The sequence below is a fragment of the Azospirillum sp. UENF 211521 genome (assembly GCF_058780535.1).
Window position 1 is genome coordinate 148,692 of the sequence record NZ_JBSNCF010000001.1, and the last position, 26,257, is coordinate 174,948.

The 26,257-nt window shown below is 70.1% G+C and carries 23 protein-coding genes and 1 pseudogene; 15 read left to right on the plus strand and 9 right to left on the minus strand.

All coding sequences use genetic code 11. The features are described 5' to 3' along the window. Positions 1-41: 41 nt before the first annotated feature. The 6 genes from ACWPN5_RS00675 (at position 42) to ACWPN5_RS00700 (ending at position 7,506) form a co-directional block, all read left to right on the plus strand. A complete protein-coding gene (locus tag ACWPN5_RS00675) occupies positions 42-848 on the plus strand; it encodes a polysaccharide deacetylase family protein (RefSeq protein ID WP_492293694.1) in 807 nt (268 codons plus the stop codon). Positions 849-851: 3 nt separating this feature from the next. Then, complete coding sequence (locus tag ACWPN5_RS00680) at positions 852-1,409, plus strand: hypothetical protein (protein WP_492293695.1); 558 nt, start codon at positions 852-854, stop codon at positions 1,407-1,409. Continuing rightward, positions 1,406-3,304, plus strand: coding sequence for an ABC transporter ATP-binding protein (locus ACWPN5_RS00685; RefSeq protein ID WP_492293697.1), 1,899 nt, complete (start codon positions 1,406-1,408; stop codon positions 3,302-3,304). The genes ACWPN5_RS00680 and ACWPN5_RS00685 overlap by 4 nt, the downstream gene beginning before the upstream one ends. Before the next feature lie 167 nt (positions 3,305-3,471). Then, the gene (locus ACWPN5_RS00690) at positions 3,472-5,334 is read left to right on the plus strand and encodes an ABC transporter substrate-binding protein (RefSeq protein WP_247888272.1); all 1,863 of its coding nucleotides are present in this window, start codon (positions 3,472-3,474) and stop codon (positions 5,332-5,334) included. 4 nt (positions 5,335-5,338) lie between these two features. Further along, on the plus strand, positions 5,339-6,337 hold the full coding sequence (locus ACWPN5_RS00695; protein ID WP_145682785.1) for an ABC transporter permease: 999 nt from the start codon (positions 5,339-5,341) through the stop codon (positions 6,335-6,337). After that, a complete protein-coding gene (locus ACWPN5_RS00700) occupies positions 6,334-7,506 on the plus strand; it encodes an ABC transporter permease (protein WP_492293700.1) in 1,173 nt (390 codons plus the stop codon). The genes ACWPN5_RS00695 and ACWPN5_RS00700 overlap by 4 nt, the downstream gene beginning before the upstream one ends. 3 nt (positions 7,507-7,509) lie before the next feature. Here the strand turns inward: ACWPN5_RS00700 and ACWPN5_RS00705 are convergent, their stop codons facing one another. Beyond that, entirely contained in the window at positions 7,510-8,313 is an 804-nt protein-coding gene (locus ACWPN5_RS00705; RefSeq protein WP_492293702.1) for a YcbK family protein, read from the minus strand. 146 nt (positions 8,314-8,459) lie between these two features. Next, a complete protein-coding gene (locus ACWPN5_RS00710) occupies positions 8,460-9,335 on the minus strand; it encodes an MBL fold metallo-hydrolase (protein WP_145682792.1) in 876 nt (291 codons plus the stop codon). A gap of 280 nt (positions 9,336-9,615) precedes the next feature. Between ACWPN5_RS00710 and ACWPN5_RS00715 the strand changes: the two genes are divergently transcribed. Next, complete coding sequence (locus ACWPN5_RS00715; RefSeq protein ID WP_247888273.1) at positions 9,616-10,362, plus strand: hypothetical protein; 747 nt, start codon at positions 9,616-9,618, stop codon at positions 10,360-10,362. A 40-nt stretch (positions 10,363-10,402) separates the two neighbouring features. Here ACWPN5_RS00715 and ACWPN5_RS00720 read toward each other — a convergent pair whose 3' ends face one another. From ACWPN5_RS00720 to ACWPN5_RS00735, 4 genes are all read right to left on the minus strand, one after another. Beyond that, positions 10,403-11,776 (minus strand): PQQ-dependent sugar dehydrogenase, encoded by a 1,374-nt coding sequence (locus tag ACWPN5_RS00720; protein WP_145682794.1) that lies wholly within the window; start codon positions 11,774-11,776, stop codon positions 10,403-10,405. Beyond that, entirely contained in the window at positions 11,773-12,252 is a 480-nt protein-coding gene (locus ACWPN5_RS00725) for a DUF2231 domain-containing protein (RefSeq protein ID WP_492293706.1), read from the minus strand. The genes ACWPN5_RS00720 and ACWPN5_RS00725 overlap by 4 nt, the downstream gene beginning before the upstream one ends. 145 nt (positions 12,253-12,397) lie before the next feature. Further along, positions 12,398-13,087, minus strand: coding sequence for a response regulator transcription factor (locus ACWPN5_RS00730; protein WP_145676112.1), 690 nt, complete (start codon positions 13,085-13,087; stop codon positions 12,398-12,400). 102 nt (positions 13,088-13,189) lie between these two features. After that, positions 13,190-13,693 carry a glycosyl transferase gene (locus ACWPN5_RS00735; protein ID WP_492293708.1) on the minus strand — a complete coding sequence of 168 codons (504 nt, stop codon included), beginning with the start codon at positions 13,691-13,693 and terminating at the stop codon, positions 13,190-13,192. Between the two features lie 224 nt (positions 13,694-13,917). Here ACWPN5_RS00735 and ribA point away from each other — a divergent pair, with 224 nt between their 5' ends. The 3 genes from ribA (at position 13,918) to ACWPN5_RS00750 (ending at position 16,829) form a co-directional block, all read left to right on the plus strand. After that, positions 13,918-15,090 (plus strand): GTP cyclohydrolase II, encoded by a 1,173-nt coding sequence (gene ribA / locus ACWPN5_RS00740; RefSeq protein WP_200476828.1) that lies wholly within the window; start codon positions 13,918-13,920, stop codon positions 15,088-15,090. Positions 15,091-15,269: 179 nt separating this feature from the next. Continuing rightward, on the plus strand, positions 15,270-16,271 hold the full coding sequence (locus tag ACWPN5_RS00745) for a hypothetical protein (RefSeq protein ID WP_492293710.1): 1,002 nt from the start codon (positions 15,270-15,272) through the stop codon (positions 16,269-16,271). 36 nt (positions 16,272-16,307) lie between these two features. Continuing rightward, entirely contained in the window at positions 16,308-16,829 is a 522-nt protein-coding gene (locus ACWPN5_RS00750) for a L,D-transpeptidase family protein (RefSeq protein WP_200476830.1), read from the plus strand. A gap of 6 nt (positions 16,830-16,835) precedes the next feature. On the opposite strand, the gene ACWPN5_RS00755 is transcribed toward ACWPN5_RS00750, so the two are convergent. Then, positions 16,836-17,543, minus strand: a complete 708-nt coding sequence (locus tag ACWPN5_RS00755) for a YggS family pyridoxal phosphate-dependent enzyme (RefSeq protein WP_145682805.1) — start codon at positions 17,541-17,543, stop codon at positions 16,836-16,838. Between the two features lie 113 nt (positions 17,544-17,656). On the opposite strand from ACWPN5_RS00755, the gene ACWPN5_RS00760 reads away from it, so the two are divergent. Next, positions 17,657-18,205: a hypothetical protein gene (locus ACWPN5_RS00760; RefSeq protein WP_145682807.1), complete on the plus strand. Its 549-nt coding sequence runs from the start codon at positions 17,657-17,659 to the stop codon at positions 18,203-18,205. A gap of 92 nt (positions 18,206-18,297) precedes the next feature. Here the strand turns inward: ACWPN5_RS00760 and ACWPN5_RS00765 are convergent, their stop codons facing one another. Next, positions 18,298-19,455 carry a porin gene (locus ACWPN5_RS00765; RefSeq protein ID WP_145682809.1) on the minus strand — a complete coding sequence of 386 codons (1,158 nt, stop codon included), beginning with the start codon at positions 19,453-19,455 and terminating at the stop codon, positions 18,298-18,300. A gap of 412 nt (positions 19,456-19,867) precedes the next feature. Further along, the gene (locus ACWPN5_RS00770) at positions 19,868-21,040 is read right to left on the minus strand and encodes a porin (RefSeq protein ID WP_145682814.1); all 1,173 of its coding nucleotides are present in this window, start codon (positions 21,038-21,040) and stop codon (positions 19,868-19,870) included. 344 nt (positions 21,041-21,384) lie between these two features. Between ACWPN5_RS00770 and ACWPN5_RS00775 the strand changes: the two genes are divergently transcribed. The 4 genes and pseudogenes from ACWPN5_RS00775 to holA all read left to right on the plus strand — a co-directional run bounded on the left by ACWPN5_RS00775 (position 21,385) and on the right by holA (position 26,241). Continuing rightward, entirely contained in the window at positions 21,385-21,924 is a 540-nt protein-coding gene (locus ACWPN5_RS00775) for a DUF3576 domain-containing protein (RefSeq protein ID WP_014238944.1), read from the plus strand. Between the two features lie 124 nt (positions 21,925-22,048). Further along, positions 22,049-24,620 (plus strand): annotated as a pseudogene (gene leuS, locus ACWPN5_RS00780) (leucine--tRNA ligase). After that, positions 24,607-25,170, plus strand: a complete 564-nt coding sequence (lptE, locus tag ACWPN5_RS00785) for an LPS assembly lipoprotein LptE (protein ID WP_145682818.1) — start codon at positions 24,607-24,609, stop codon at positions 25,168-25,170. The pseudogene leuS and the gene lptE overlap by 14 nt, the downstream one beginning before the upstream one ends. A 48-nt stretch (positions 25,171-25,218) precedes the next feature. Beyond that, positions 25,219-26,241 (plus strand): DNA polymerase III subunit delta, encoded by a 1,023-nt coding sequence (gene holA, locus ACWPN5_RS00790; protein ID WP_492293714.1) that lies wholly within the window; start codon positions 25,219-25,221, stop codon positions 26,239-26,241. Positions 26,242-26,257 lie beyond the last annotated feature (16 nt).

A 26,257-nucleotide genomic window follows, 5' to 3' on the forward strand; every position in this document is an offset into this window, starting at 1 on the left:
CCTGACCCTCTCCCCGGAGGGGAGAGGGAACAGAGCAGACGATGACCGTGACCGCCACCGCCCCTTCCGACAGCCCGCCGCGCGCCGGTTGGGACGATCTGACCGCCGAGCTGGACGCCTGGGCCACCGCCGGGCGCACCGCCACCCTGTGGTGGCGCGACGACGACGCCGTCGAGCCGACTCCCGCGCTCGACCGGATGATCACCCTGTCCGTCGAAACCGGCGCGCCGCTGGCTCTGGCGGTCATCCCCGCCGGGGTCACCGACGCCCTCGCCCCCGTCGTCGATGCCGCCCCCACCGTCACCGTGCTCCAGCACGGCTGGTCGCACGCCAACCACGCCGCTCCCCCCGCGAAGAAGGCGGAGCTTGGCGCGGACCGCCCCACCGCCACCGTGCTGGCGGAACTGGCCGAGGGGCGGAGCCTGCTGGAGCGCCGGTTCGGGCCGCGCGCCCTGCCCGTCCTGGTGCCGCCCTGGAACCGTGTCGCGCCCGGCGTGGTGGCCGCCCTGCCCGGCGCGGGCTTCGCCGGCCTGTCGGTGTTCGGGCCGCGACGTGTGTCAACCGTCAACATGATGTGTGTCAATACACACCTCGACCCGGTGGCCTGGAAGGACGGCAAGCGCTTCCTCGGCGACACGGAGTCGCTGGGCATGGCGGTCGCCCATCTGCGCGCCCGGCGGCGGGGTGCGGTGGACGCTGAGGAGGCGACCGGCCTGCTGACGCATCATTTGGCGATGGACGGTGAAACCTGGGCCTTCACCGCGCGTTTCCTGACCGTGACGCGACGCCACCCGGCGGCTCGTTGGCTGCCCGCTGATACCCTGTTCGCCGCAGAAGGACTTCGCTGAGACATGGCCGAGCTGCCCATGGCCCGACCCTCCACTGGGGAGACGCCGACCGTCGCGGAGATGCGCTACCCCGCCGGGGCGCTGGCCGGCGACTACGCGCGGGCCGGGGCGGGACTGGCGCTGACGGTGCTGCCGCTGGCCTTCCTGCCCGTCATCCCGTGGATCGCCGTGCCGCTGGCGGCCTGCGCGCTGCTGTTCGCCGTCTTCGCGGCGCGCACCCTGCAACGCCAGCTGACCCGCCTGACCATGGACGGCGAGGGCCTGCGGGCCGACGGGCCGCTGGGCGGCGCCGTCCGCTGGGACGCGCTGTCCGGCCTGAAGCTGCGCTACTACGCGACCAGACGGGGGCGCGACGACGGTTGGATGCAGGCGGCGCTGAGCGGCGGCGGCAAGACCCTCCGCTTCGACAGCAACCTGGAGGGCTTCGACGCGGTGATCGAGCGGGCCGCCCTGGCCGCCGGGCGCAACGGCGTGACGCTGACCCCGGTGACGGTGGACAATCTGATCGCCCTCGGCATCGAGCCGCCGGAGGACCCCAACGAGACGAGGCCGGCGCCATGAGCCGCACGCTGCTCCGGGTGGAGGACCTCAAGGTCGATTTCCAGGTGCCGGGCGGCGTGGTCCATGCGGTGCGCGGCGTGTCCTTCCGGGTGCGGGCGGGGTCCACCGTCGCCCTGGTCGGCGAATCCGGATCGGGCAAGTCGGTGGCGGCGCAGTCGATCCTGCGCATCCTGCCGCGCAACGCCACCATCGCGGACGGGAAAATCCTGTTCGATGACGGGGTCGTCAACGAGGGTGCCGGTCCCGTCGACATCGCTTCGCTGAAGGCCGACGGCACGGCGATGCGCGCGCTGCGCGGCGGCCGCATCTCGATCATCTTCCAGGAGCCGATGACCTCGCTGTCGCCCCTGCACACGGTGGGCGACCAGGTGGGCGAGGCGGTGCGGCTGCACCAGCGGGTGACCGCCCGGCAGGCCCGCGCCCAGGCCGAGGACATGCTGCGCCGGGTGCGCTTCCCCGACCCGAAGCGGGCGCTGGACACCTACCCGTTCGAGCTGTCGGGCGGCCTGCGCCAGCGCGCGATGATCGCCATGGCGCTGGTCTGCCGCCCCGCCCTGCTGATCGCCGACGAGCCGACGACCGCGCTGGACGTCACCATCCAGGCGCAGATCCTGAAGCTGATCAAGGACCTCCAGGGCGATCTCGGGATGGCCGTGCTGCTCATCACCCATGACCTGGGGGTGGTCGCCAACCTCGCCGACGAGGTGGTGGTGATGCACCGCGGGCGGATCATGGAATCCGGCACGCGCGAGGACATCTTCGCCGACCCCCGCCACCCCTACCTGAAGGCGCTGCTGCGCGCCGTCCCGCGCTTCCACATGGCGCCGGGCGAACGGCTGGTGCCGATCCGCTCCATCACGTCCGAAGGCGGCAGCCTGCTGGAGAAGGACCACCAGCCCTGGCCGGCCGGCGCCGACGCGGCGGGGCCGCTGCTGGCGGTCGAGGGGGTGCGCAAGCGCTACGGCGCGCGCAAGGCCGGCTGGTTCGGCGCCAAGGCCGGGGCGGGCACGCTGGCGGTGGACGATGTCAGCTTCGCCATCGCGCGCGGCGAATGCGTCGGGTTGGTCGGCGAGTCGGGCTGCGGCAAGACCACCCTGTCGAAGATCCTGATGCGCGCCCTGACCCCGGACGCCGGCGACGTCCGCTTCAACGACCATGGTCGGATCGTCGACGTGCTGGGGCTGGAGGGTGCGGCCCTGACCGCCTTCCGCCGCAAGGTGCAGTTCGTCTTCCAGGACCCCTTCGGCTCGCTGAACCCGCGGATGACCGTCTTCGACATCATCGCCGAACCGCTGGTCATCCACGGCATCGGCGACGAGGCGGAGCGCGGCGCGCGGGTGAAGGAGCTGATGGGGCTGGTCGGGCTGGACGCCCGGCACCTGCGCCGCTACCCGCACAGCTTCTCCGGCGGCCAGCGCCAGCGCATCGGCATCGCCCGCGCGCTGGCCCTGCGGCCCGAGCTTCTGCTGCTCGACGAGCCGGTGTCGGCGCTCGACGTGTCGATCCAGGCTCAGGTGCTGAACCTGCTGAAGGACCTGAAGGAACGGCTCGGCCTGACCTACCTGTTCGTCAGCCACAATCTGGCCGTGGTGGACTACATGGCCGACCGTATCCTGGTGATGTGCCGCGGCCGGATCGTCGAGTCGGCGCCGCGCGAGGCGCTGTTCCGCAACCCGGTCCACCCCTACACCCGTGCCCTGCTGACCGCCGTGCCGGAGCCGGACCCCAGCCGCCCGCTGTCGCTGACCGACCTGGAGGAAGGCCGCGCCTCCGACCCCGCGCGCTGGCCCGCCCCCTTCACCATCGACGACGACCACCAGCCGCATCTGGTCGATCTCGGCGGCGGCCATTGCGTGCGCGCCGACGCCGCCATCCGCGTGCGGGAGGTGGCGTGATGATGTGGACCGTTCCCGATGCGACGTTCAATACCCTCTCCCCTCTGGGGAGAGGGAAGGGTGAGGGGGTTGCGCTTTTGCCGGACGCCGCGCCACGGGCAACCCCCTCACCCCGACCCTCTCCCCAGAGGGGAGAGGGAGGATGGCGGCGACGTGCCCTTCTGGCATTGGCCTTCCTCGGGCTCAGCGCCTTCGACGCGGTCGAGACGCCGATGCTGGAGAACGCGGTCGGCGCCGGGTCGCTGCCGCCGGTGGAGAAACGGCTGCCGCTCACCCCGCTGGTCGAGCCGATGGACCGCGCGTGGCAGTCGCCGGGGCGCCATGGCGGCGACCTGCGCCTGCTGATGGCGCGGACCAAGGACACCCGGCTGATCTACGTCTACAGCTACGCCCGGCTGGTCGCGCTGACCCCGAACCTGCGCATCGTTCCCGACATCCTGGAGCGGGTGGACGTCGAGGAAGGGCGGATCTTCACCTTCACGCTGCGCCGCGGCCACCGCTGGTCGGACGGCCATCCCTTCACGGCGGAGGACTTCCGCTACTGGTGGGAGGACATGGCCAACAACGCCAAGCGCTCCCCCGGCGGACCGCCGCCGGAGATGATGGTGGCCGGGGAGGCGCCCAAGTTCGAGGTGCTGGACGCCGCCGCGGTGCGCTACACATGGTCACGCCCCAACCCCTTCTTCCTGCCCATGCTGGCCGGGGCCAAGCCGGTGGAGATCTACGCCCCGGCCCATTACCTGCGGCGCTTCCACCCGCGCTTCACCGAGCCGCTGGAGCTGAAGCAGCGGGTGGAGGCGGAGCGGCAGAAAAGCTGGCAGCAGCTTCACAACCGCAAGGACAATCTGACCGAGTTCGACAACCCGGACCTGCCGACCCTGCAGCCCTGGGTGCCGACGACCGCTCCGCCCGCGGAACGTTTCATCTTCGTAAGGAACCCCTATTTCCATCGGGTCGACCCGGCGGGGCGGCAGTTGCCCTACATCGACCGGGTCATCATGACGGTGGCCGACGCCAAGATCATCCCGGCCAAGACGGGGGCGGGCGAGAGCGACCTCCAGGCGCGCTACCTGCGGTTCGACAACTACACCTTCCTGAAGCAGGGGGCGAAGCGCAACGACCAACGGGTCACGCTGTGGCGCACCGGCATCGGGGCGCAGATGGCGCTGTTCCCCAACCTGAACTGCAACGACCCGGTGTGGCGCGCGCTGAACCGCGACGTGCGCTACCGCCGCGCCCTGTCGCTGGCCATCGACCGCGAGGAGATGAATCAGGTCATCTATTACGGCCTCGCCATTCCCACCAACAACACGGTGCTGGAGGTCTCGCCGCTCTGGACGCCGGCCTACCGCGACCGCTGGGCGCAGTTCGACGTGAAGCAGGCCAACCGGCTGCTCGACGAGATCGGCCTGACCGAACGCGACGTCAACGGCGTCCGCCTGCTGCCCGACGGCCGCCCGCTGGAGATCGTGGTGGAGACCGCGGGGGAAAGCACGGAGGAGACCGACGCGCTGGAGCTGATCGCCGACGGCTGGCGGCGCGTCGGGGCGCGACTCTACATCCGCTCCTCGCAGCTCGACGTGTTCCGCAACCGCATCTTCGCCGGCGACACCTGCATGTCCATCGCGCGCGGGCTGGACAACGCCATCGCCACCGCGGAGATGAGTCCCGCCGAATTGGTGCCGGTCGATCAGGCCAAGTACCAATGGCCGAAATGGGGCCAGTTCTTCCAGACCATGGGCAAGGACGGCGAGCGCCCCGACATGCCCGAGGCGCGCGACCTGCTGGAGGCCTTCCGCGCTTGGCGCGACGCCCCGGACGAGGCGGGGCGGGCGGCGGCCTGGACGCGCATCCTGACGCTCAACGCCGAGCAGGTCTTCACCATCGGCACGGTGGCCGGGGTGCCGCAGCCGGTGGTGGCGCGCCGCACCCTGCGCAACGTGCCGGAGGAGGGTCTGTTCAACTACGACCCCGGCGCGCATTTCGGGCTGTACCGGCCCGACGGCTTCTGGTTCGACGGAAAGGGGTGAGGCCATGCTGGGCTACGTGATCCGCCGCATCCTCATCATGATCCCGACGCTGCTGGCGATCAGCGTCATCACCTTCGTCATCATCCAGCTTCCCCCCGGCGACTATCTGACCACGCTGGTCAACGAGATGCAGAGCCGGGGCGAGAGCATGGACCAGGGCCGGCTGGCCATGCTGCGCGAGACCTACGGGCTCGACCGGCCGATGTACGAGCAGTACGCGCTGTGGCTGGCCGGGATGCTGCGCGGCGACTTCGGCTATTCCTTCGAATACAACCTGCCGGTGTCGGACGTGGTGGGCGACCGGCTGTCGCTGACCGCCATCGTGTCCTTCGCGACCATCCTGTTCATCTGGGTGGTGTCCTTCCCCATCGGCATCTATTCGGCGACGCGGCAGTACAGCCTGGGCGACTATGTCCTGACCTTCCTCGGCTTCCTGGGGCTGGCGACGCCCAGCTTCCTGTTGGCGCTGGTGATGCTGTATTTCGCCAACGTGTGGTTCGGCACCTCGATCGGCGGGCTGATGGACCCGCGCTACATCGGCCAGCCCTGGAGCTGGGGCAAGGCGATGAGCGTGTTCGAGCACATGTGGATTCCGGTGATCGTCATCGGCACCGCCGGCACCGCCGCGATGATCCGCCGCCTGCGCGCCAACCTGCTGGACGAGCTGCACAAGCCCTACGTCGTCACTGCGCGGGCCAAGGGCCTGCCGCCGGGGCGGGCGCTGGTGAAATACCCGCTGCGGGTGGCGCTGAACCCCTTCGTGGCGGACATCGGCAACCTGCTGCCGCAGGTCGTCTCCGGCGCTGCCATCGTCTCGGTGGTGATGTCGCTGCCGACGACGGGGCCGATGCTGCTCCAGGCGCTGCGCAGCCAGGACATGTATCTGGCCGGGTCCTTCCTGATGTTCCTGGCGGTTCTGACGGTGATCGGCGTCTTCCTGTCCGATCTGGCTCTGGCCGCGCTCGACCCGCGCATCCGCCTGAGCGGGGGAGCCAGCCGATGAGCGCCGCCCTGCCTCCCACCACCCCCCTGCCCCACAGCGTCGACACCGACCCCTGGGACCCCGACGAGGTCGAGCGGCTGTCGCCCGAGCAGGAGCGCTTCACCACCGCCTCGCAATGGCGGATGGTCTGGTGGAAGCTGCGGCGGCACAAGCTGGCGGTGGCGTCGGGGATCGTGCTGCTGCTGCTCTACGCCTCGACCCTGGTCAGCGAGGTCCTGGCCCCCTACGCGGTGGACAGCCGCAACTCGCACTTCATCCACGCCCCGCCGCAGAGTGTGCATCTGTTCCACGAGGGGCAATTCGTCGGCCCCTTCGTCTACGGCTACACCTACCGCCTGGACATGGAGATCCTGAAGCGGGAGTACACGCCGGACCCGGCGAAGGTGCAGCCCATCCGCTTCTTCTGCCGCGGCGACCGCTACGAGTTCTGGGGGCTGGTGGAGAGCGACTGGCACCTCGCCTGCCCGGCGGAGGGTGGGACGCTGTTCCTGATGGGCACCGACCGGCTGGGCCGGGACCTGCTGTCGCGGATGATCTACGGGACGCGCATCTCGCTGACCATCGGGCTGATCGGCGTCGCGGTCAGCTTCGTCCTGGGGATCGTCATCGGCGGCATCGCCGGCTATTACGGCGGCTGGGTGGATAACCTGATCCAGCGGCTGATCGAGATCATCCGCTCCTTCCCCGAGCTGCCGCTATGGATGGCCCTGTCCGCAGCATTGCCCGTCACCTGGAACCCGATCTTCATCTATTTCGGGATCACGGTGATCCTCGGCCTCCTGGAATGGACGGGCCTCGCCCGCGCCGTGCGGTCCAAGCTGCTGGCCCTGCGCGAGGAGGACTTCACCACCGCCGCCCAGCTGATGGGCGCCAGCCCAGCCCGCATCATCGGCCGGCACCTGCTGCCCAGCTTCATGAGCCACCTGATCGCCTCGGCGACTCTGGCCATCCCCGGCATGATTCTGGGCGAGACGGCGCTGAGCTTCCTCGGCCTCGGTCTGCGCCCGCCGATCACCAGTTGGGGGGTGCTGCTGACCGAGGCGCAGAACATCAACGTGGTGGCGCTGTACCCCTGGCTGATGCTGCCGGTGCTGCCGGTGATCGTGACCGTGCTGAGCTTCAACTTCCTCGGCGACGGCCTGCGGGACGCCGCGGACCCCTATCGGTAACCCTCAGGGCTTCTTCTTCGCCGACGCGTCCGGCTGCTCCTTGAGGGAGGCCAGCACCATGCGGACGCGGGCGAGGTCGGCGTCGTTGCCCTTCACCGGGGCGGCGGCGGGCGCGGCCTTGGCCGGGGCGCGCTTCGGCGGCGGGGGCTCGGCCGCGGCGACCTGGGTCCGGGGAGCGGGCGATGCCTTGGCGGCGACCGCCTTGCCCGACGCGGCCTTCGTCCTGGCCTCCAGGATGCGGGGGTCGCCGCCCTTCGGGCTCCAGGTGCGGACCGGGCCGGTGTCCACATGGACGTGGCCGGTGTGGGGGTAGAGCGCGTAGCCGCCGCGTTGCAGGGCCGCGGCCTCGTCGGCGAGGCGGCGGGGCGGGACGCCGGGGATGGAGATGTCGGCGGCCTGCCCGCGCAGGTGATAGCTGTTCTCCGCCACGTTCGGGTTGCTGCGCGCCAGCGTGACGTTGGTCAGCGGCGAGCGGTAGCCCGAGGTGATGTGGACCGGCGTGTCGGGGCCGGCGCCGCAGCGGTCCCGCAGGTCGGCGAGAAGCTCCACCAGGGTGGGATCGACGGGCACCGTCTCGCCGGTGCGGCGGTCGCGGAACAGGGTGGCAATGCGGTCCAGGGCCTGCGGGTCATAGCCGTCGGCGCGACGGTAGGTGACGCTGACCGTCTCGCCGCTGGCGGGATGGTGCAGGGTGATCGAGCGGGGGCCGCCATCGAACGAGGCCTGGGGACCCGGAGTGGAGGCGCAGCCGGCGAGCGTTCCGCCGGCGAGCAGGCCCAGCAACGATAAGCGCAGAAGATGCCGCATGCGTCTCCCCAGAGTTCTCTCTGTGGTTGCAGGCGGTTTTCATACCATAATTGTCACACGATCCGGCAGTGACAACGGGCCACGGGACGCGAACGGAGGCTTGGCCGTGTCATCGGCGCATCACTGTCCAAGGGGATAGTTGCCGATCAGAGGGGAAGCGCCATGCCTTCGCGGGCGACCAGCGTTCCGGGGCGCCGGGCCTCGGCGGCGGTGGCGATGACGTCCAGGTCGGCGTCGGTGCGCCGGGGGTCGTGGTGGAAGATGACCGCGCGCTTCACCCCGGCCTCGTCGGCGATGCGCAGGCACTCCTCCCAGGTCGAATGGCCCCAGCCGACGCGGGCGGCGTATTCGGCGTCGGTGTAGGTGCAGTCGTAGATCAGCAGGTCGCTGCCGCGCACCAGCTCCATCACCGCGGGGTCGCGGCCCTCGGCCGGGTGCTCGGTGTCGGTGACGTAGCACAGGCTGCGCCCGGCGAACTCCACGCGGTAGCCGGTGGCCCCGTCCGGGTGGTTCAGCGCGGCGGTGCGCACGGTGACGCCCGGCTTCACCGCCAGCGTCTGGCCGCTGACGAAGTCGTGGAAGGTGCAGTCGGCCCGGAAGATCTCCACCGGCACCGGGAACAGCGGCGCCGACATCATGCATTCCAAAACGGAGCGCATCGTCCGCTCCCGCTCCAGGTGGCCGGCCCTGATCCGCACGCGGCTGGCCGCGTCGAAGGCCGGCGCGAAGAAGGGCAGGCCGCAGATGTGGTCGAGATGGCTGTGGGTCAGCAGCAGGTCGACGTCCACCGGTTCGCCCTGGCGCATCAGCGCCTCGCCCAGCGGGCGCAGGCCGGTGCCGGCGTCGAGGACCAGAAGAGCGTCCCCGCAGCGCAGCTCGACGCAGGGGGTGTTGCCGCCGTAGCGGACCGTGTCCGGTCCCGGGGAAGCGATGCTGCCACGCACGCCCCAGAAGCGGACGGTGAAGTCCGGCGGGGTGTCAGGCGCACCGGAACAGGCGTCGGAAACGGTTCGTGCCGTCATGGTACCGACAATTTGGCGGTAGGACCGTCGCGAGTCGAGTGAAAAGGTTGCTTCACGAAACGACCCTCCGAACCGTCCGATGGTCGATCCGGGGCCGCATAGGGTGACCAGGGGGGAGCCGATCCGCCTCGACGGAAGGGGGGATGGCGCGGGACGGGGGTAGGAGGAAAAGGCGTGCCGCACCGCCGAGATGCGGAGATGCCCAATCCAATAAGATGTGGTAGTTTGCGCCCGTTCGCCCATCGACGCGAAAAATCGCCTCCGGACCCCGACCCCTCGGATGGACCCAGACAAACTCGCCAAAGTGCTCGCCATGGCCGAGTCGGAGCATCAGGGCGAGGCCCAGTCCGCTCTGCGCGCCGCGCGCATCATGCTGTCGAGGGCCGGCCTGTCGTTCCGCGATCTCGCCCGCGGTGCCCGTCCGGTTTCCACCGCTCCGGAACCGCCGCCCGCCGCCAGCGCTCCGCCGCCCGACCGTCCGCCGCCGCCCGACCAGCTCGTCCAGGGGCTGCGCCGCCAAGTGCGCGATTTGGAACTGGAGGTCGCCGGGCTGAAGCGGCAGCTTGAAAAGAGCAACGGCGACATGGAGCGCCAGCGCGAGGAGGCCGACCGCTGGCGCGGCCTCGCCCGCGAGACGGCCGAGAAACTCTGGGACCTCGGCAAGGCGCTGGAGCGCAAGCACAGCCGCCACACCAGCCTGGACAAGCGTCGCGCCATCCTCGACCTGCTGCAGGACCCGAACAGCGCCCTGCTGGCCGATCACGAGATCGCCCGGCGGGTCGGCACCTCGCCCAAGCTGGTCGCCCATTGGCGCCGCCGTCTGGCCATCGTCGGGCGGAAGATCCGCCTGCTGCCCGTGGTGCCGCGCGGCCGCGGCCTGTGGGGCGGCGGCCGGCCGGCCGGGTCGGCGCGCGGTGGGGCCGCGCTGGAGGGCAAGCGGCAGCGCTGGATGGGTTATCCGGTCGCCGTCACCATCTCCGACCGCAACACGTCGAGACCGTCAGGGCCGCCCGGCAAGCGGCCCTGAACAGGTCCTTCGCGTCAGTTGGCCCCATCAGTTGGCCCCATCAATTGGACGACCCGTTGCCTTCGGTCGTCGCGCTGCCCATGTCGGCCGGCGCTTCGGCCGGTGCCTGCGCGGTCGGCGAGCGGTCGGTCACCGCAACACGCCAGACCGTGTTGGACAGATCGTCGGCAACGATCAGCGCGCCCTTGGGGTCCACCGTGACGCCGACCGGCCGGCCGTAGGTGTTGCCGTCGTCGCCCATGAAGCCAGTCACCACCTCGACCGGATCCCCGGCGGGGGCGCCGTCGCGGAAGGGGACGAAGATCACCTTGTAGCCGCTGGGCACGCTGCGGTTCCAACTGCCATGCTCGCCGACGAACACGCCGTCGGCGAAGCGCTCGCCCATCACCGGCGAGGAGAAGGCGACGCCGAGGGCCGCGACGTGCGAGCCCAGAGCATAGTCCGGCTTGATCGCCGCGGCGACCAGCTCGGGCTTCTGCGGCTGGGCGCGCGGATCGACGTTCTGGCCCCAATAGCTGTAGGGCCAGCCGTAGAAGCCACCCTCGCGGACCGAGGTCAGGTAATCGGGCACGAGGTTCGGACCAAGCTCGTCGCGTTCGTTGACCACCGCCCACAGCGTGCCCGTTCCCGGCTGGATGGCCAGCGCGGTCGGGTTGCGCAAGCCCGTGGCGTAGGGCCGGTGCGCGCCCGTCTTCGCGTCGATCTCCCAGACCATCGCGCGGTCGGCCTCGGCGGGCATCCCGCGTTCCGTGATGTTGCTGTTGGAGCCGATGCCGACATAGAGGAACCGCCCGTCCGGGCTGGCGGCCAGCGACTTGGTCCAGTGGTGATTGATGTAGGCGGGCAGGTCGGTGACCTTCTCCGGCGGCCCCTCGGCGCGGGTCTGGCCCTCGCGGTAGGGGAAGCGCACCAGCGCGTCCTGGTTCGCGACGTAGATCTGGCCGTTCGCGAAGGCCAAACCGTAGGGCGCATTCAGATGGTCGGCGAAGACCGTGCGCTCCTCGTACCGGCCGTCGCCGTCGGCGTCGCGCAGCAGGGTGATGCGGTTGCCGCTCGGCACCGAGGTCGTGCCCTTGGCCTTGATGATGCCGGCGATCAGGTCCTTGGGCCGCAGCGGCGGGGCCGAGCCGCCCCGGCCTTCGGCGACCAGGATGTCGCCGTTGGGAAGCACCAGGGTCTGGCGCGGGATGCCGAGGTCGGTGGCAATCGCCGTAACGGTGAAGCCCTCCGGCACGGTCGGCTTCCGGTCCCCCCAGTTGGCGGGCTTGGCGATCTTCATGCTGGGGAGCAGGCCCTGTTGCTGCTCCGGCAGGGGCGGGTTGGCGCCGTAGACCGGCGGCGACGGGGTGCCGTCGTCGCAGGCGGTCAGCAGGGCGACGAGTGCGGCGGCGGCCAGCAGGCTGGAGCGTTTCATCGCGTCACTCCCGCGTGGCGGCCCGCATGGCGGCCCATGGGTTGGCCTGTGAGATGGCTCATGCGGAAGCTGGAGAAACCGAACCAGGTCGCCAGGACGGCGGTCACGGTGACGGCCGCCGACAGGATCAGGCCCTCCGGCATGATTCCCCAGGCGTCCCGCGCGTGCACGAAGGCATTGACGAGGCCGAGCGCGACGGTGATGACCAGCAGCACGAAATAGGCGAGCCCGCGACCGCGACGCCGGCCGGCGCGGAACAGGTCGATGAAGGCCCAGAAAAGCGAGACGCCGGCGAAGACCATGCCGCCGGCGATCAGCCAGGCGGCGAAGTTGCTCCACTGGATCTCGAAGCTCCTGGAATAGGCGATGTCGCAGAGCAGGCCCCCCAGGAACAATGGAAGGGAGGCGGCGAGCAGCACCGCGTGCAAGGGATGGATGGCCCTTGCCGGTCTGCCGTGATCGACGATGGCTACCAAGACGTCATCTCCTTGCCCGACGGGGGTCCGCGCCGGAGCGGCGCGGAAATCAATCCTTTCAATGGGCAGGCAGGGAGATGGTTCCGCGCTGCGGCAGGCCGGCAAGAGACGGTCCGGGGATCGGCGAACCGGCGGTAACCGGCGGTCAGGGCACCAGCCGGTAGCCGCCGGGCTCCGTCACCAGGATCTCGGCGTTGGACGGATCGCGCTCGATCTTCTGGCGCAGGCGGTAGACGTGGGTTTCCAGCGTGTGGGTGGTGACCCCGGCGTTGTAGCCCCACACCTCGCCGAGCAGCGTCTCCCGCCCGATCACCGCGCCGCCGGCCCGGTACAGGTATTTCAGGATCGCCGTTTCCTTCTCGGTCAGGCGGATCTTGCGGGCGCCGCCGTCGGCCAGCAGCAGCTTGCCCGCCGGGCGGAAGCTGTAGGGGCCGATGGTGAAGACGGCGTCCTCGCTCTGCTCGTGGACGCGGAGGTGGGCGCGCAGCCGGGCCAGCAGCACCCCCATGCGGAAGGGCTTGGTGACGTAGTCGCTGGCCCCTGAATCGAGCCCCAGGATGGTGTCGGCGTCGGACGCCGCCGCGGTCAGCATGATCACCGGGCAGCGTACCCCCTCGCGCCGCAGCAGGCGGCAGAGGTCGCGCCCGTCCATGTCCGGCAGCCCGACGTCGAGCAGGATGGCGGCGAAACCGCCCTCCCGCGCCACGGCCAGCGCCGAGGCGCCGTCCCCGGCCTCCACCGTCTCGAATTCCTCCAGAAGCTGGAGCTGTTCGGCGAGGGACTGCCGGAGGGCGGTGTCGTCGTCGATCAGAAGGATGCGTTTCGCAAGCGTCATTCGGGGGCGTTCACCGGTGGCTCCGGGCGCGGAACTTATCATGGCCCGCGCGGGATTGCCCTAGACTTATCGGAAGGGCCGAAGACAACCGGAAGACAAGCCTCAGGCGCCCCACAGGCCGCCCAGCCGCGCGGCCCCGGCGGCGTCCGGGGAAAGGATGACCGCCGTCTCCGGGGCGAGGCCGAGGTCCACCACCGCCCGCGCCGTTGCGGCGTCCGGCACGGCGACGGCGCGCGTCAGCGCCAGCGTGCCCTGTTCCAGATGGCGGCGGGCGGCGGCGTCCTCCCCGCTCAGGCCGGGCTCCCGGCAGAGCAGCCGTTCCACCAGCGCGACGATCCTCAGGCGCCGGTTGTCCATCGCCAGGGCGGCGGCGAGGCCGGGCAGGGCGCCGCCGTCGACCAGCACCCGCGCGCCGTCCGGCAGGCGCGACAGCGCGATGTCCGCCGCCAGCACCGCCGAGGCGTCGAGCCGCGGGTAATCGCCGGGCAGGGGATGCCGCAGGACGCTCCGTCCCTGCGCCTCCAGCGCCAGCGCCAAGCGTTCCGCGTAGCCACCCGGCGCCCGGTTGGCGGGGAGGAGGAGATGCAGGGCCGGCTGGTCCGCCATGGCGATGGGTCTCGCGTGCAGGGGAGGAAGTGAAGGCGGCGACCATAGCGCAAGGTGGATTCGCCCGCACCGGCGGCGGTTTGCGCCACCGTTGCACCACCGGCAACGGTGTGGCGCGCGGGATTTGCTGGACAGGGGTGCGCCACCTGCGCTTTGCTTCCGGCGCTCTCCGACCCATGTCGGGATCTTTCGCCCTTCGGGGCGCAGCACGCGAAGCCTCCGTTATGTACGCCGACGCCCCGTCCGACTCCGCCCCGCCCGAAGCCGTCCTGCCCATGGACGAAGCCGCCATGCGCGCGGTCGACCGGGCCACGGCCGCCCTGCGCCGGGGCGAGGCCGTCGCCATCGAGACCGCCGACGGCAGCGTCGGCGCCGCGGTGTCGGTGGAATCCGTGGCGATCGACGCCGTGCAGCGGCTGGTGCAGCTCACCGGCGCTGCGCCGGTCCTGGCCGTCACCCGCCGCCGCGCCACCGTGCTGAAGCTGATGGGGGAGGGCACGGGCGTCGTCGCCCTGTCGCTTCCCCGCTGCCTGACCGCGGACGAGGCCCACGCGCTGGGCGACCCCGAACACCGCCCGGACGGAGCGATGCCGGACGGCCTGACCGCCACGGCCATGGACCCCGGGTCGCGCGAGACCGCCGCGGTGGACCTCGCCCGTCTGGCGCGGTTGCTGCCGGCGGCCATCGTCGCCCCGGCCACCGGACACACAGCCGCCGGCCACACCGGCAGCGCCGCGGAATGGGCGGCGAAGCACGACCTGTTGCTGGTCCGCGCCCGCGACATCGCCGACTACCGCGTCCATGTGGTGCGCACGCTGCGCCGGGTGGCCGAGGCCCGTGTCCCGCTGTCCGGCGCCGAGAACACCAGCATCGCCGCCTTCCGCCCCATCGACGGCGGGCCGGAGCATCTGGCGATCATCGTCGGCACCCCGGTGGCGGGCGAGCCGGTGCTGGCCCGCCTGCATTCGGAATGCTTCACCGGCGACCTGCTGGGGTCTTTGCGCTGCGACTGCGGCCAGCAGCTGCGCGGCGCCATCGCCGAGATCGCCCGGCAGGGCAGCGGCGTCCTGCTCTATCTGGCGCAGGAGGGGCGGGGGATCGGCCTCGTCAACAAGCTGCGCGCCTACCGCATCCAGGACCGCGGCTTCGACACGGTGGACGCCAACGAGATCCTGGGATTCGAGGCGGACGAGCGGGTCTATCTGCCGGCGGCGGAGATGCTGCGCCAGCTCGGCTTCACCGCCGTGCGGCTGATGACCAACAACCCGGAGAAGCTGCGCCAGCTCGCCCGCTGCGGGATCGAGGTGGTCGAGCGCGTTCCCCACATCTTCCCGTCCAACGGCCACAACGAAGGCTATCTGCGCACCAAGGCGGAGCGCAGCGGCCACATGTTCTGAGACGGCCTTTTCCGAGAATCGACTCTTCGGGGGGCAGGAAACGTCCCTTGCCCGGCAGCTCTTGCCGGGTCGCGGTCCGGACCCGGACCGAAAGCGCCCGATCGGGCGGGATTCCAGCCCACGGAACTGGCACGCCGGTTGCTTAGGGTAGGGCTGGACACCGCGACGGGAGACCGCCCATGGCCATCGACGCCACCACCATCGACGCCGCCGCCGCTCCGCGGCCGGTGCAGCGCGAGCGGTCGCCGGCCCAAGCGGCGCCCGCCCTGACGGTGATGGAAAGCCGGGACAGCCCCGACCGGTACGAGGCCGAGGCCGAGATGTCCTTCGGCGACTTCCTGGACATCATCAACCCGCTTCAGCACATCCCCCTCGTCAACACCGTCTACCGCGAGATCACCGGCGACACGATCAAGCCGTCGTCGAAGGTCATCGGCGGCATCCTGTTCGGCGGCCCGCTGGGCGGCATGGCGTCCATCGCCAACGCGGTGGTGGAGCAGGCCCAGGGCAAGGACATCGGCGGGCAGATCATGGCGTCGCTCGGCTTCGACGGGGACACCGCCACCGGCCACACTCCCCCCGGCACTTCCGGAGCCACCGCCGGAGCCACCGCGATGGCCGCCCTGCCGGACTCCGCCGCCGGAACGTCGGCGCCGGCCGTGGCCGCTGCGGCGGCGGACGCCCAGCCGGCCCGCACCGTCACCGCGGAGTTGCCGGACGCCAAGCGGTCCACGGCCCCGTCGCACGGGGTGGGGGCGGCGATGGGCGGGTCCGGGCGCGATGGCCTGACGGACACGCCGCATCCCTCGCGCATGCCGGCGCGCGACACCCCGCTGGCGAACAGCCTGATGGCCAAATACGCCGCCAAGCCGCACCCCTCCACCATCGGCTTCGCCGCCGCCGCGGCCCCCTCCGGCGCCCGGAAGGCCGCGGAGGCCCAGGCGCCCGCGGCTCAACCGGACGCCGCAGCCGGAACCGGAGCCGCGGCCGCGCCGACCAACGCGGCCGCGCAGGCGAACGCCGCCCCGGCAACCACGCCGCCGACGGCGGCCAACAGCAACGCGTTCGCGCCCGTGACACCGGACATGCTGTCTGAGACGATGATGCGCAACCTGGCCAAGTACGAGCAGGGCCGGCGGGCAGCGCAGACCCAGGCGCCCAGCCTGCGGGTGTCGGGCTGAGCGTCATGAAGCCCGGCTGCGGGTGAAGGAAGGGCGATGGAGATCACGGTTCGTCTTGAGGATCCGCCGTCCGAAGGCCGTCTCGACTGGCCCGGCGGGTCGTTCCGCTGCGTGCTGGGCCGCGGCGGCATCCGCGCCGACAAGCGGGAGGGCGACGGCGCCACCCCGGTCGGCCGCTTCGCGCTGCGCCGCGTGTTGTGGCGCCCCGACCGGCTGGAGCGGCCCGAGACGGCCCTGCCGGCCTCGCCCATCGCGCCCGACGACGGCTGGTGCGACGATCCGGCCGACCCCGCCTACAACCGTCCGGTCAAGCGCCCCTGCGCCGCCAGCCACGAGGAGCTGTGGCGCGACGACCATGTCTACGACGTGATCGTGGTGATGGGGCACAACGACGACCCGGTGGTGCCGGGCCTGGGCAGCGCCGTGTTCATGCATGTGGCGCGGCCCGACCGGGCGCCCACGGCGGGCTGCGTCGCGCTGCCCCTGCCGGACCTGCTGCGTCTTCTCAAGGACTGCGCGCCGGGCACCGCGCTGACCGTGACGGACCCGGCGGGCTAGGCGGCGCTAACCGGCGGCGGGGGTGGGGCGGGCGCCGAAGATCGCCGTGCCGACCCGCACATGGGTGGCGCCGAAGCGGATCGCCGTCTCGTAATCGCCGCTCATCCCCATGCTGACCTCGGGCAGGCCGGCGCGCCGCGCCATGTCGGCGAGCAGGGCGAAATGCATCGCCGGTTCCTCGTCCACCGGCGGGATGCACATCAGGCCGCTCACCGGCAGCGTCCAATTGTCCCGGCAGGCGGCCAGGAAACCGTCCAACTCCGCCGGGGGAATGCCGGCCTTCTGCGGTTCCTCGCCGGTGTTGACCTCGATCAGGCAGCGCGGGCGGCGCCCGCTGCGTGCCATCTCCTCGGCGAGCGCCTCGGCCAGCTTGGGCCGGTCCACCGTCTGGATCACGTCGAACAGGGCCACCGCGTCCTTGACCTTGTTGGTCTGGAGCGGGCCGATCAGGTGCAGCTCCAGGTCCGGGAAGCGCTCGCGCAGGGCGGGAAACTTCGCTTTGGCCTCCTGCACGCGGTTCTCGCCGAACACGCGCTGGCCGGCGGCCAGGGCCTCCTCCACCGCCTCGACCGGATGGGTCTTCGAGACGGCGACCAGGGTCACCGCACCGGCATCGCGCCCGCCGGCGGCGCAGCCTTCCCGGATGGAGCGGCGGACGGCCTCCAGCCGGGTCGTGACGGTGCCGTCTGATGGATCGGTGTGCGAAGCGGACATGGCCGTCCTCCCCCCTTTGTGCTGCCCCGGCTGCGGCGCCTGCCTGTACAGGGACCGGAGGGCGTGGTAACGGACGGACCGACGAAACGCAAGCACCCCGAGGAGAACACGGCATGCGTGGTTGGATGCGTCCCCTGATCCTGTCGGCGCTGATTCTGGGGGCCGCGCCGTTCACGGCCGGCAGCGCCCTTGCCCAGAGCACCGGTGGCCAGAACGCCGGGAGCCAGAATGGCGGGAAGCCCGCCGCCGGCAAGGAAGCTCCGAAGGAGGCTCCGAAGACGGTGGCCGGATCGGCCATCGCCCAGGCGCCCTTCGCCGTGCAACCGTTCCCGCTGCAGGACGACGGCACCTACAAGGAATTCTTGGGCGCGGCGGCCGCCGACCTCAACCGGCGCTGCACCAAGCAGGAAAATTACGGTTGGGAGTTCAAGAAGGACGACGACGCCCGCCGCGACCAGATCCTGGAGTCCACCCTGGGCGGCTTCCGCAAGGCCGGCTGGAAGCTGGGCGAGGTGAAGGTCCGCTCCGTCCGCGATCCGGGGACAACCGCCTACACGGCGGAGAAGGCCAAGCAGCGCCTGCTCGCCGTCTGGACGCCGATGGAGGACGCGGCGATCCTGTTGCTCTGCGAGACCGAAGCGGCGCCCGCGACCAAGAAGTAGCGGGCCAAGGCCAAAGGAAAACGGCGCCCAAAGGAAAACGGCGGCGGATGGGTATCCGCCGCCGTTCTCTTTTTCAACGGGCGTCAGGCCGATCAGAAGGCCAGACGGGTGTCGATCATGATGATGTGCGCGCGGTCGTCGGGGTTGATGCCGCCGTTGTCCAGCGTCGTCATCTTCGAGTCGAGGTCGAGGTAGCTGTACTCCAGGCCCGTGGTCAGGCCGGGCGCGATGGTGTAGGTCACGCCGGCCTGATACAGCTCGGCCTTGACCGGGGCCACGAAGCCGGTGTTCGGGCTGGTGCCGTTGGAGCGCGACTGCGAGTAGTTGGCGGCCAGGATGAACGGGCCGGTGGCGTACTGGGCGCCGACGATCCAGATGTCCTGCTTCTCCTTCACGGTCAGCGACTTGTCGTAGCCGCTGTCGCCGCTGTAGGCATAGCTGCCGCCGATCTTGAAGTCGCCGTAGCCGACGTTCAGGCCGGCGTGGACCGAGCTGAGCTTCTCGAAGCGGGTGGCGCCGACGCCGACGCCGTCATCGACCGCATCGCCGAACTGATAGAAGGCGCTGGCCGCGACGCTGAAGCCGCCGAACTCGTTGGTGTAGGTGCCGCCGGCCTCGACGACGTCCTGGAAGCCGCCGTTGTCCTGGCGGCGGTTGATCGAGGTGTGCGAGTCGCCGGTGCGCGGCGTGTAGGAGACGCCGCCCTGGAAGCCGGCGATAGTCGGGGTCAGGTAGATCACCTTGGTGCCGACGTCGCCCGACGCGAAGGCGCGGAAGTTGTTGGTGGTGGTCGGCAGCAGCGAGTAGGTCTGCGAACCGCCCAGGAACTCCACCGTGTTGTTGTCCGGACCGCCGGCGATGCCTTCGACGTTCGGGCCGATGATGCCGAACTCATCCGACAGGCCGTTGATCGTGCCGGCCTGCAGGGTGCCGAAGCCGCTGTTCACGAAGATGAAGGCGCGGTCGGCGTCCATGGTGCGGACGTTGCCGGTGCCGTTGGCGGCGCGCATGCGCACGCGGCCGCCGTACTCCAGCCCGTTGTCGGCCGTGGCCACCGGCGTGACAATCACGCGGAAGCGGTTGGCGAACTCCGTCGAGCGGGTGTCCTGGTCACGATCCTGATTGACGTAGGCGCCCTGGAAGAACGCGTCGCCGCCGATCTTGACTTCGAACTTGGTCTGGGCGGAAGCCACGCCGCTGCAGGCGATGATCGCGATGGCGGCGCAGCCCGTAACAAGAGAACGCTTCATTGATGGTCCATCCTTCTAGCAGGCCCCCAAGGAGACCGGAGCCGTGCGGTTGTGCTTCCCACCAACTACTAAGCCACTCGTTCCTTTACCCGGCAAGGGTGATTCAGCAGGGAATTCGGTTCAACTGTAACACAGTTGCCATTCCGACACAGTCATAAGTAACTGAAAGCTATTGGTTTTTCCCGCATGCCGTAAATATAGCACATTGCTTGACGAGATTTTGGGCGCAGTGAACAAAGTTTGCGCACGCGAACGCGCCCTGTCGAACCCCGTCGGGCAACGGGGCGGGAGGCGAACGACGCAAGGAAAAGGCGAAACGCCGGCAACCCGGGCCCGGCAACCCAGACGATGCGCAAAGAAAAAGGGCGGTGGCCGAAGCCACCGCCCTTCTCCATCCACGGATGACCGCAGATTAGAACGCCAGGACCGTACGGAGCAGGACGACGTGACCGTCGTTGTCCAGGTCCACAGCGGCCGTGCTCAGGTCGCTGTCGGCCTTGAAGTAGTCGTACTGAGCCTGCAGAGTCAGGCCCGGAGCGACGGTGTAGCCCGCGCCGAACTCGTAGACTTCCAGCTTGCGGCTGCCGGCGGTGTAGAGGCTGCCAGCGTCCTTGCCGTTCTTGTAGTTGGCGCCGACGACGATCGGGCCGGCGGTGTACTGAGCGCCGACAACCCAGAGGCGGCTCTTCTCGTTGTCCGAGGTCGCGGTCTGGATCTGGCCCGACTCACCGAAGTCGGTGTACGAACCGCCGAGCGAGAAGCCGGCGTAGCCAACCTGGGCGCCAACCTGCCAGGCGTTCAGGTCCTCGACGCTGGCGCCGACCGTGGTCGTGCCGGCGGCGTTGCCCCAGTAGTAGCCAGCGCTGGCCTTCAGCGAAACGCCGCCGAAGGTGTTGCTGTAGTTGGCGCCGACTTCGACCAGATCCTCGAACGTGGTCGAGAAGCCGCGGCCGGTGGCGGTGACCGGGGTCAGGTCAGCGCGGTTGACCGAGGCGTGCGAGTCGTCGTTGCGCGGGGTGTAGCTGGCGCCCACCTGCAGGCCGGCGAAGCGCGGCGAGAAGTACACGATCTTGGTCGCGTTGTTCTCGACGACCAGCGACTGGCTCAGCATCGAGCCGTTCAGGCCGCCCAGGCCGCCGGCGATGTCGGTGGTCTGACCGATCCAGGCGGTGACGCCGTCATAGATGCCGAGCTGCAGGTAATCCTGCGGGGCAGTGACGTAGGTGGCGTCGTTGAAGGAGTTGGTCACGCCCATCTGGACCTGACCGAACGCGCCCTGCGCGAAGATGTAGCCGCGGTCGGCGTCCATCGTGCGGGCGTTGTTGGCGCCCGAGTTGGCGCGCATACGGATGCGGCCGCCGTACTCCAGGCCGTTGTCGGCCTTGGCGGTCGGGGTCACGATGACGCGGAAGCGGTTGCGGAAGTCAACCGAACGGGCGCCCTGGTCGCGGTCTTCGTTGACGTAGCCGCCTTCGAAGTAGGCGTCGCCGCCGACCTTGACTTCAAACTTGGCCTGAGCGTTGGCAGCGCCGGCACCCAGAGCCAGAGCGGCAGCGGCGCAGCCCGCGAGCAGATAACGGTTCATGATTGTTGCCTCCATCCTGGCAGCAGAATTTTCAGCCCGGTTAACGTCCTGGCTGGCTCTGTGGTACGCAGATGCGGGGACGCCAGCAAGCCGGAAATCGCAAAGTTGCAGCAATGAAGGAACAGTGTGTCCGACGGAACACACCTTGATGGTGCGCCGCCGTCGCGATTCCGCGGCGCACACCGACCCGCGCCAGGGGGTCCGGTCACGCCCCCGGACACAGCAAAGGCACAGGCGGCGCCCCGCATCGCCTGTTGCCGCGGGCGGGCTTTTATGGTCTTTTCACCCGCATCCGCCGCGGTATCGTGCGCGGTACCCCGAATTTATTGATCCAGGTTCCGACCATGCGCCGTTCCCGTGTCCTTCGCCTTGCCCCCGTCGTGCTCGCGGCGTCGCTCGCCGTGGCCGGTTGCTCCAGCTGGGGCGGCCAGACGGAAACCGTCGATGAGCAGATCAAGAAGGAATACAAGTTCGGCAGCCTTCTCGGCACCGACGGCGGCTTCAGCCTGTTCGGCAAGAACAAGCGCAACGGCGCCGAGCAGGGCGATCCCAACGGCATCGGCGTCAACAGCTTCCTGTGGCGCGCCTCGCTGGACACGCTGTCCTTCATGCCGATCGTCTCCGCCGACCCGTTCGGCGGCGTCATCCTGACCGACTGGTACACGCCGCCGGACACCCCGAACGAGCGTTTCAAGGTCAACCTGTACATCATGGACCGCCAGCTCCGCGCCGACGGCGTGCGGGTGTCGGTGTTCAAGCAGCAGCGCGCCGGGTCGGACTGGCGCGACAGCGCGGTCGGGCCGGAGACGGCGACGACGTTGGAGGACGCGGTGCTGACCCGCGCCCGCCAGATCCGCGTCGCCCAGCAGGCGGCGGCGCGCTGAGCGGACGTGCCGGTTCGGCGGGAAGCGTGGCAGGGCAGGGCGCCGACGGAGCGCCGCCTGTCACCCCGCCGCCGGCGCCTTATCTATCGAGACCTACGAAACTCACGGAACGGCGTCTGCGGTCATGTCGCGTTACAATGTCAAGGAAACCGAAGCGAAGTGGCAGGGCGAGTGGGAGCGGCAGGGCTGCTTCACCGCGCGCGAGGACGCTTCCCGTGAGAAGTACTATGTGCTGGAGATGTTCCCCTACCCGTCGGGGCGCATCCACATGGGGCACGTCCGCAACTACACCATCGGCGACGTGATCGCGCGCTACAAGCGCGCCCGCGGCTTCAACGTGCTGCACCCGATGGGTTGGGACGCCTTCGGCCTGCCGGCGGAGAACGCCGCGCTGGAGAAGAAGACCCACCCGGCCAAATGGACCCGCGAGAACATCGCGGCCATGCGCGCCCAGCTGAAGACGATGGGCCTGTCCATCGACTGGGACCGCGAGGTCGCCACCTGCGACGTGGAGTATTACCGCCACGAGCAGAAGATGTTCCTGGATTTCCTCAAGGAAGGCTTGGCCTACCGCAAGGAGTCCTGGGTCAACTGGGACCCGGTCGACAACACGGTCCTCGCCAACGAGCAGGTGATCGACGGCCGCGGCTGGCGCACCGGCGCGCTGGTCGAAAAGCGCAAGCTGTCGCAGTGGTTCCTCAAGATCACCGCCTACGCCGACGAGCTGCTGAAGGGGCTGGACACGCTGGACCGCTGGCCGGAGCGCGTGCGCCTGATGCAGGAGAACTGGATCGGCAAGTCCACCGGCGTGCGCTTCCGCTTCGACCTCGTCGGGCGGGCGGACACGCTGGAGGTCTTCACGACCCGGCCCGACACGCTGTTCGGCGCCTCCTTCGCGGCGATCTCCGCCAACCATCCTCTGGCCGCCGAGCTGGCCGCCGGCAACCCCGCGCTGGCCGAGTTCATCGCCGAGTGCAACCGCCTGGGCACCAGCGAGGAGGCGATCGAGACCGCCGAGAAGCGCGGCTTCGACACAGGACTGAAGGTGGTGCATCCCTTCGACCCGTCCTGGGAGCTGCCGGTCTACGTCGCCAACTTCGTGCTGATGGAATACGGCACGGGCGCCATCTTCGGCTGCCCGGCCCATGACCAGCGCGACCTGGACTTCGCGCGCAAGTACGGCCTGCCGGTCACGCCGGTGGTCGTCCCGGCGGACGCCGACCTCGCGACCTTCGCGGTCGGCGACGAGGCCTACACCGGCCCCGGCCTGCTGCGCAATTCCCGCTTCCTCGACGGGATGGAGGTCGAGCCGGCCAAGCAGGAGGTCGGCAAGCGGCTGGAGGAGCAGGGGCAGGGCGAGCGCACCACCCAGTACCGCCTGCGCGACTGGGGCGTTTCCCGCCAGCGTTACTGGGGCTGCCCGATCCCGGTCATCCACTGCGAGAGCTGCGGCATCGTCCCGGTCCCGCAGCAGGATCTGCCGGTCGTCCTGCCGGAGGATGTGACCTTCGACAAGCCCGGCAACCCGCTGGACCATCACCCGACCTGGAAGCACACGAGCTGCCCGAGCTGCGGCAAGCCGGCGCTGCGTGAGACCGACACCTTCGACACCTTCATCGAGTTCGAGCTGGTATTTCGCCCGCTTCTGCTCGCCCAAGGCCGAGGACGTCGCCTTCACGCGCGAGGCGGTGGACTACTGGCTGGCCGTGGACCAGTACATCGGCGGCATCGAGCATGCCGTGCTGCATCTGCTCTATTCCCGCTTCTGGACGCGGGCGATGAAGCAGTGCGGCTACCTGAATGTGGAGGAGCCCTTCGCCGGCCTCTTCACCCAGGGCATGGTCAACCACGAGACCTACAAGGACGCCGGCACCGGCGCTTGGCTGGCCCCGACCGACATCCGCAGGAACGATCTCGGCGACTACATCCGCAACGACAACGACGGCCCGGTGACGGTCGGCCGCGTCGAGAAGATGTCGAAGTCCAAGAAGAACGTGGTGGACCCGGCGCACATCATCGGCACCTACGGCGCCGACGCCGCCCGCCTGTTCATGCTGTCCGACAGCCCGCCGGAACGCGACCTGGAATGGACGGAAGCCGGCATCGACGGCGCCTGGCGCTACATCAACCGCCTGTGGCGCATGGTGACGGAGTCGCCGGTCGCTCTGCCGCCCGCCGACGCGCCGAAGCCGGACGCCTTCAGCGCCAAGGCCGAGGCCACCCGCCGGCAGGTCCACAAGGCCATCGCCGGCATCTCGGAAGACCTGGAGAAGTTCCGCTTCAACAAGGCGGTGGCCCGCGTGCGCGAGCTGTCCAACGCGCTCGCCGAGCTGGACGGCACGGGAGAGGGCGAGGCCTGGGTGCTGCGCGAAGGCTTCGAGACCACCGTGCGCCTGATCGCCCCGATGATGCCCCACCTGGCCGAAGAGCTGTGGGCGCAGCTCGGTCACGCCACGCTGCTGGTCAACCAGCCCTGGCCGCAGGCTGACGCCGCCCTGGTGGTCGAGGACTCGGTCACCATGGCGGTGCAGGTCAACGGCAAGCTGCGCGCCACACTGGAGCTGCCGCGCGACATGGCGAAGGACGCCGCGGAGCAGGCCGCCCTGGCCGATCCGAACGTTCAGCGCGCCCTGGAAGGCAAGCCGGTGCGCAAGGTCATCGTCGTCCCGAACCGGGTGATCAATGTCGTCGTCTGACCTCCACAGCGGCCATCGCCGCAACGGCAAGGCCGGCGTCCGGCGGCGGGGGCTTCTCGCCCTCGCGCTGCTGGCGCCGGCGGTGCTCGCCACGGCGGCCTGCGGCTTCCAGCCGATGTATGGAACCCTGGGGACGAACAGCATCGGCACCGCCGAGCTTCAACAGGTGGACATCGGGGTCATCCGGGACCGGAACGGCCAGAAGCTGCGCAACCTCCTGATCGACCGCTTCTACGCCGACGGCCGCCCGGCCAGCCCGCGCTATCGGCTGGAGACGACGCTGACCGCGTCGGAGCAGAAGCTGTCCCTGCAGAAGGACGCGACCGCCACCCGCGCCCAGCTCGTCGTGAACGCCCCCTACCTGCTTGTCGACGCGGCGACGGGAAAGATCCTGTTCCAGTCCAACGCGCGCTCCTACATCAGCTACAACGTGCTGGAGCAGCAGTACGGCGCCCTCGCCACGGTCGAGAACGCCTACGACCGCGCTCTTCTGGAAATCTCCAACGAGATCACCACCCGCGTGGCCGCCGAACTCGGCCGCAAGTCCTGATCCGCCCTGGACAACGGGGGCTGGTCCTCCGCCACCGACGGTGACTTCGTGAAGCTGCAAGCCCGGGCAATCGACGGCTTCCTGCGCAGCCCCGATCCCAAGATCCGCGCGGTCCTGCTCTACGGTCCGGACACCGGTCTGGTGCGCGACCGCGCCATGGGGCTGGGCCGCACCGTGGTCCCCGACCTGTCCGATCCCTTCCGCGTGACGGAGATGCTGGGCCGCGCCGTCGCCGACGATCCGGCGCGCCTGGCCGACGAGGCCGCCGCCCTGTCCTTCACCGGCGGGCGCCGCCTGATCCGCGTGCGCGAGGCGGAGGACAACGCCGCCGCCGCCTTCACCGCCTTCCTGGCCGACCGGACACCCGGCGACAGCCTCGTCGTCGTCGAGGCCGGCGACCTCGGCAACCGGTCGAAGCTGCGCACCCTGTTCGAGGGGGCGGACGGCGCCGTCGCCATTCCCTGCTATGTGGAGGAGGAGGCGGCGCTCGGCCGGGTCATCGCCGACATCCTGCATGGCCACGGCCTGACCGCCGATCCCGATGCGCTGACCTTCCTCGCCGGCAACCTCGTCGGCGACCGCATGGTCGCGCGCGGCGAGATGGAGAAACTGGCGCTCTACATGGGGGCGGAGACGCGCGTCCGGTTGGAGGACGCCCAGGCCTGCGTCGGTGACAGCGCCGCCCTGTCGCTGGACGAGCCGATCTGGGCGGCCGCGGAGGGCGACTTCGCGACGCTCGACCGCTCGCTGGCCCGTTTGTTCGCCGAGGGCATGTCCCCGGTGCCGATCCTGCGCGCCGCCCAGCGCCATTTCCAGCGCCTGCAGCTGGTCGCCGGGCAGGTGGCGGCGGGCAAGTCGGCGGACGCCGCGGTGGAAGCGCTGCGCCCGCCGGTGTTCTTCAAGATGAAGCCGCGGCTGACCGGGCAGGCCCGCCGCTGGCCGTCACCGCTGGTCCGGCAGGCGCTGGAGCGGCTGGTCGAGGCCGAGGCGGACTGCAAGCGCACCAACATGCCCGACCAGACGCTCTGCGCCCGCGTTCTCTTCCAGCTCGCCTCGCTGGCGCGGCGCTGACCCTCTTTCTTATTTC

Bases quoted from the DNA above. Each gene is read 5' to 3' on its own strand.
- ACWPN5_RS00750 (WP_200476830.1), top strand. From the start codon at position 16,308: ATGGAGATCACGGTTCGTCTTGAGGATCCGCCGTCCGAAGGCCGTCTC.
- ACWPN5_RS00760 (WP_145682807.1), top strand. From the start codon at position 17,657: ATGCGTGGTTGGATGCGTCCCCTGATCCTGTCGGCGCTGATTCTGGGG.
- ACWPN5_RS00720 (WP_145682794.1), bottom strand. From the start codon at position 11,776: ATGAAACGCTCCAGCCTGCTGGCCGCCGCCGCACTCGTCGCCCTGCTG.
- ACWPN5_RS00715 (WP_247888273.1), top strand. From the start codon at position 9,616: ATGGACCCAGACAAACTCGCCAAAGTGCTCGCCATGGCCGAGTCGGAG.
- ACWPN5_RS00695 (WP_145682785.1), top strand. From the start codon at position 5,339: ATGCTGGGCTACGTGATCCGCCGCATCCTCATCATGATCCCGACGCTG.
- lptE (WP_145682818.1), top strand. From the start codon at position 24,607: ATGTCGTCGTCTGACCTCCACAGCGGCCATCGCCGCAACGGCAAGGCC.
- ACWPN5_RS00685 (WP_492293697.1), top strand. From the start codon at position 1,406: ATGAGCCGCACGCTGCTCCGGGTGGAGGACCTCAAGGTCGATTTCCAG.
- ribA (WP_200476828.1), top strand. From the start codon at position 13,918: ATGTACGCCGACGCCCCGTCCGACTCCGCCCCGCCCGAAGCCGTCCTG.
- ACWPN5_RS00765 (WP_145682809.1), bottom strand. From the start codon at position 19,455: ATGAAGCGTTCTCTTGTTACGGGCTGCGCCGCCATCGCGATCATCGCC.
- ACWPN5_RS00775 (WP_014238944.1), top strand. From the start codon at position 21,385: ATGCGCCGTTCCCGTGTCCTTCGCCTTGCCCCCGTCGTGCTCGCGGCG.
- ACWPN5_RS00755 (WP_145682805.1), bottom strand. From the start codon at position 17,543: ATGTCCGCTTCGCACACCGATCCATCAGACGGCACCGTCACGACCCGG.
- ACWPN5_RS00730 (WP_145676112.1), bottom strand. From the start codon at position 13,087: ATGACGCTTGCGAAACGCATCCTTCTGATCGACGACGACACCGCCCTC.
- ACWPN5_RS00700 (WP_492293700.1), top strand. From the start codon at position 6,334: ATGAGCGCCGCCCTGCCTCCCACCACCCCCCTGCCCCACAGCGTCGAC.
- ACWPN5_RS00745 (WP_492293710.1), top strand. From the start codon at position 15,270: ATGGCCATCGACGCCACCACCATCGACGCCGCCGCCGCTCCGCGGCCG.
- ACWPN5_RS00735 (WP_492293708.1), bottom strand. From the start codon at position 13,693: ATGGCGGACCAGCCGGCCCTGCATCTCCTCCTCCCCGCCAACCGGGCG.
- ACWPN5_RS00680 (WP_492293695.1), top strand. From the start codon at position 852: ATGGCCGAGCTGCCCATGGCCCGACCCTCCACTGGGGAGACGCCGACC.
- ACWPN5_RS00770 (WP_145682814.1), bottom strand. From the start codon at position 21,040: ATGAACCGTTATCTGCTCGCGGGCTGCGCCGCTGCCGCTCTGGCTCTG.
- ACWPN5_RS00705 (WP_492293702.1), bottom strand. From the start codon at position 8,313: ATGCGGCATCTTCTGCGCTTATCGTTGCTGGGCCTGCTCGCCGGCGGA.
- ACWPN5_RS00675 (WP_492293694.1), top strand. From the start codon at position 42: ATGACCGTGACCGCCACCGCCCCTTCCGACAGCCCGCCGCGCGCCGGT.
- ACWPN5_RS00710 (WP_145682792.1), bottom strand. From the start codon at position 9,335: ATGACGGCACGAACCGTTTCCGACGCCTGTTCCGGTGCGCCTGACACC.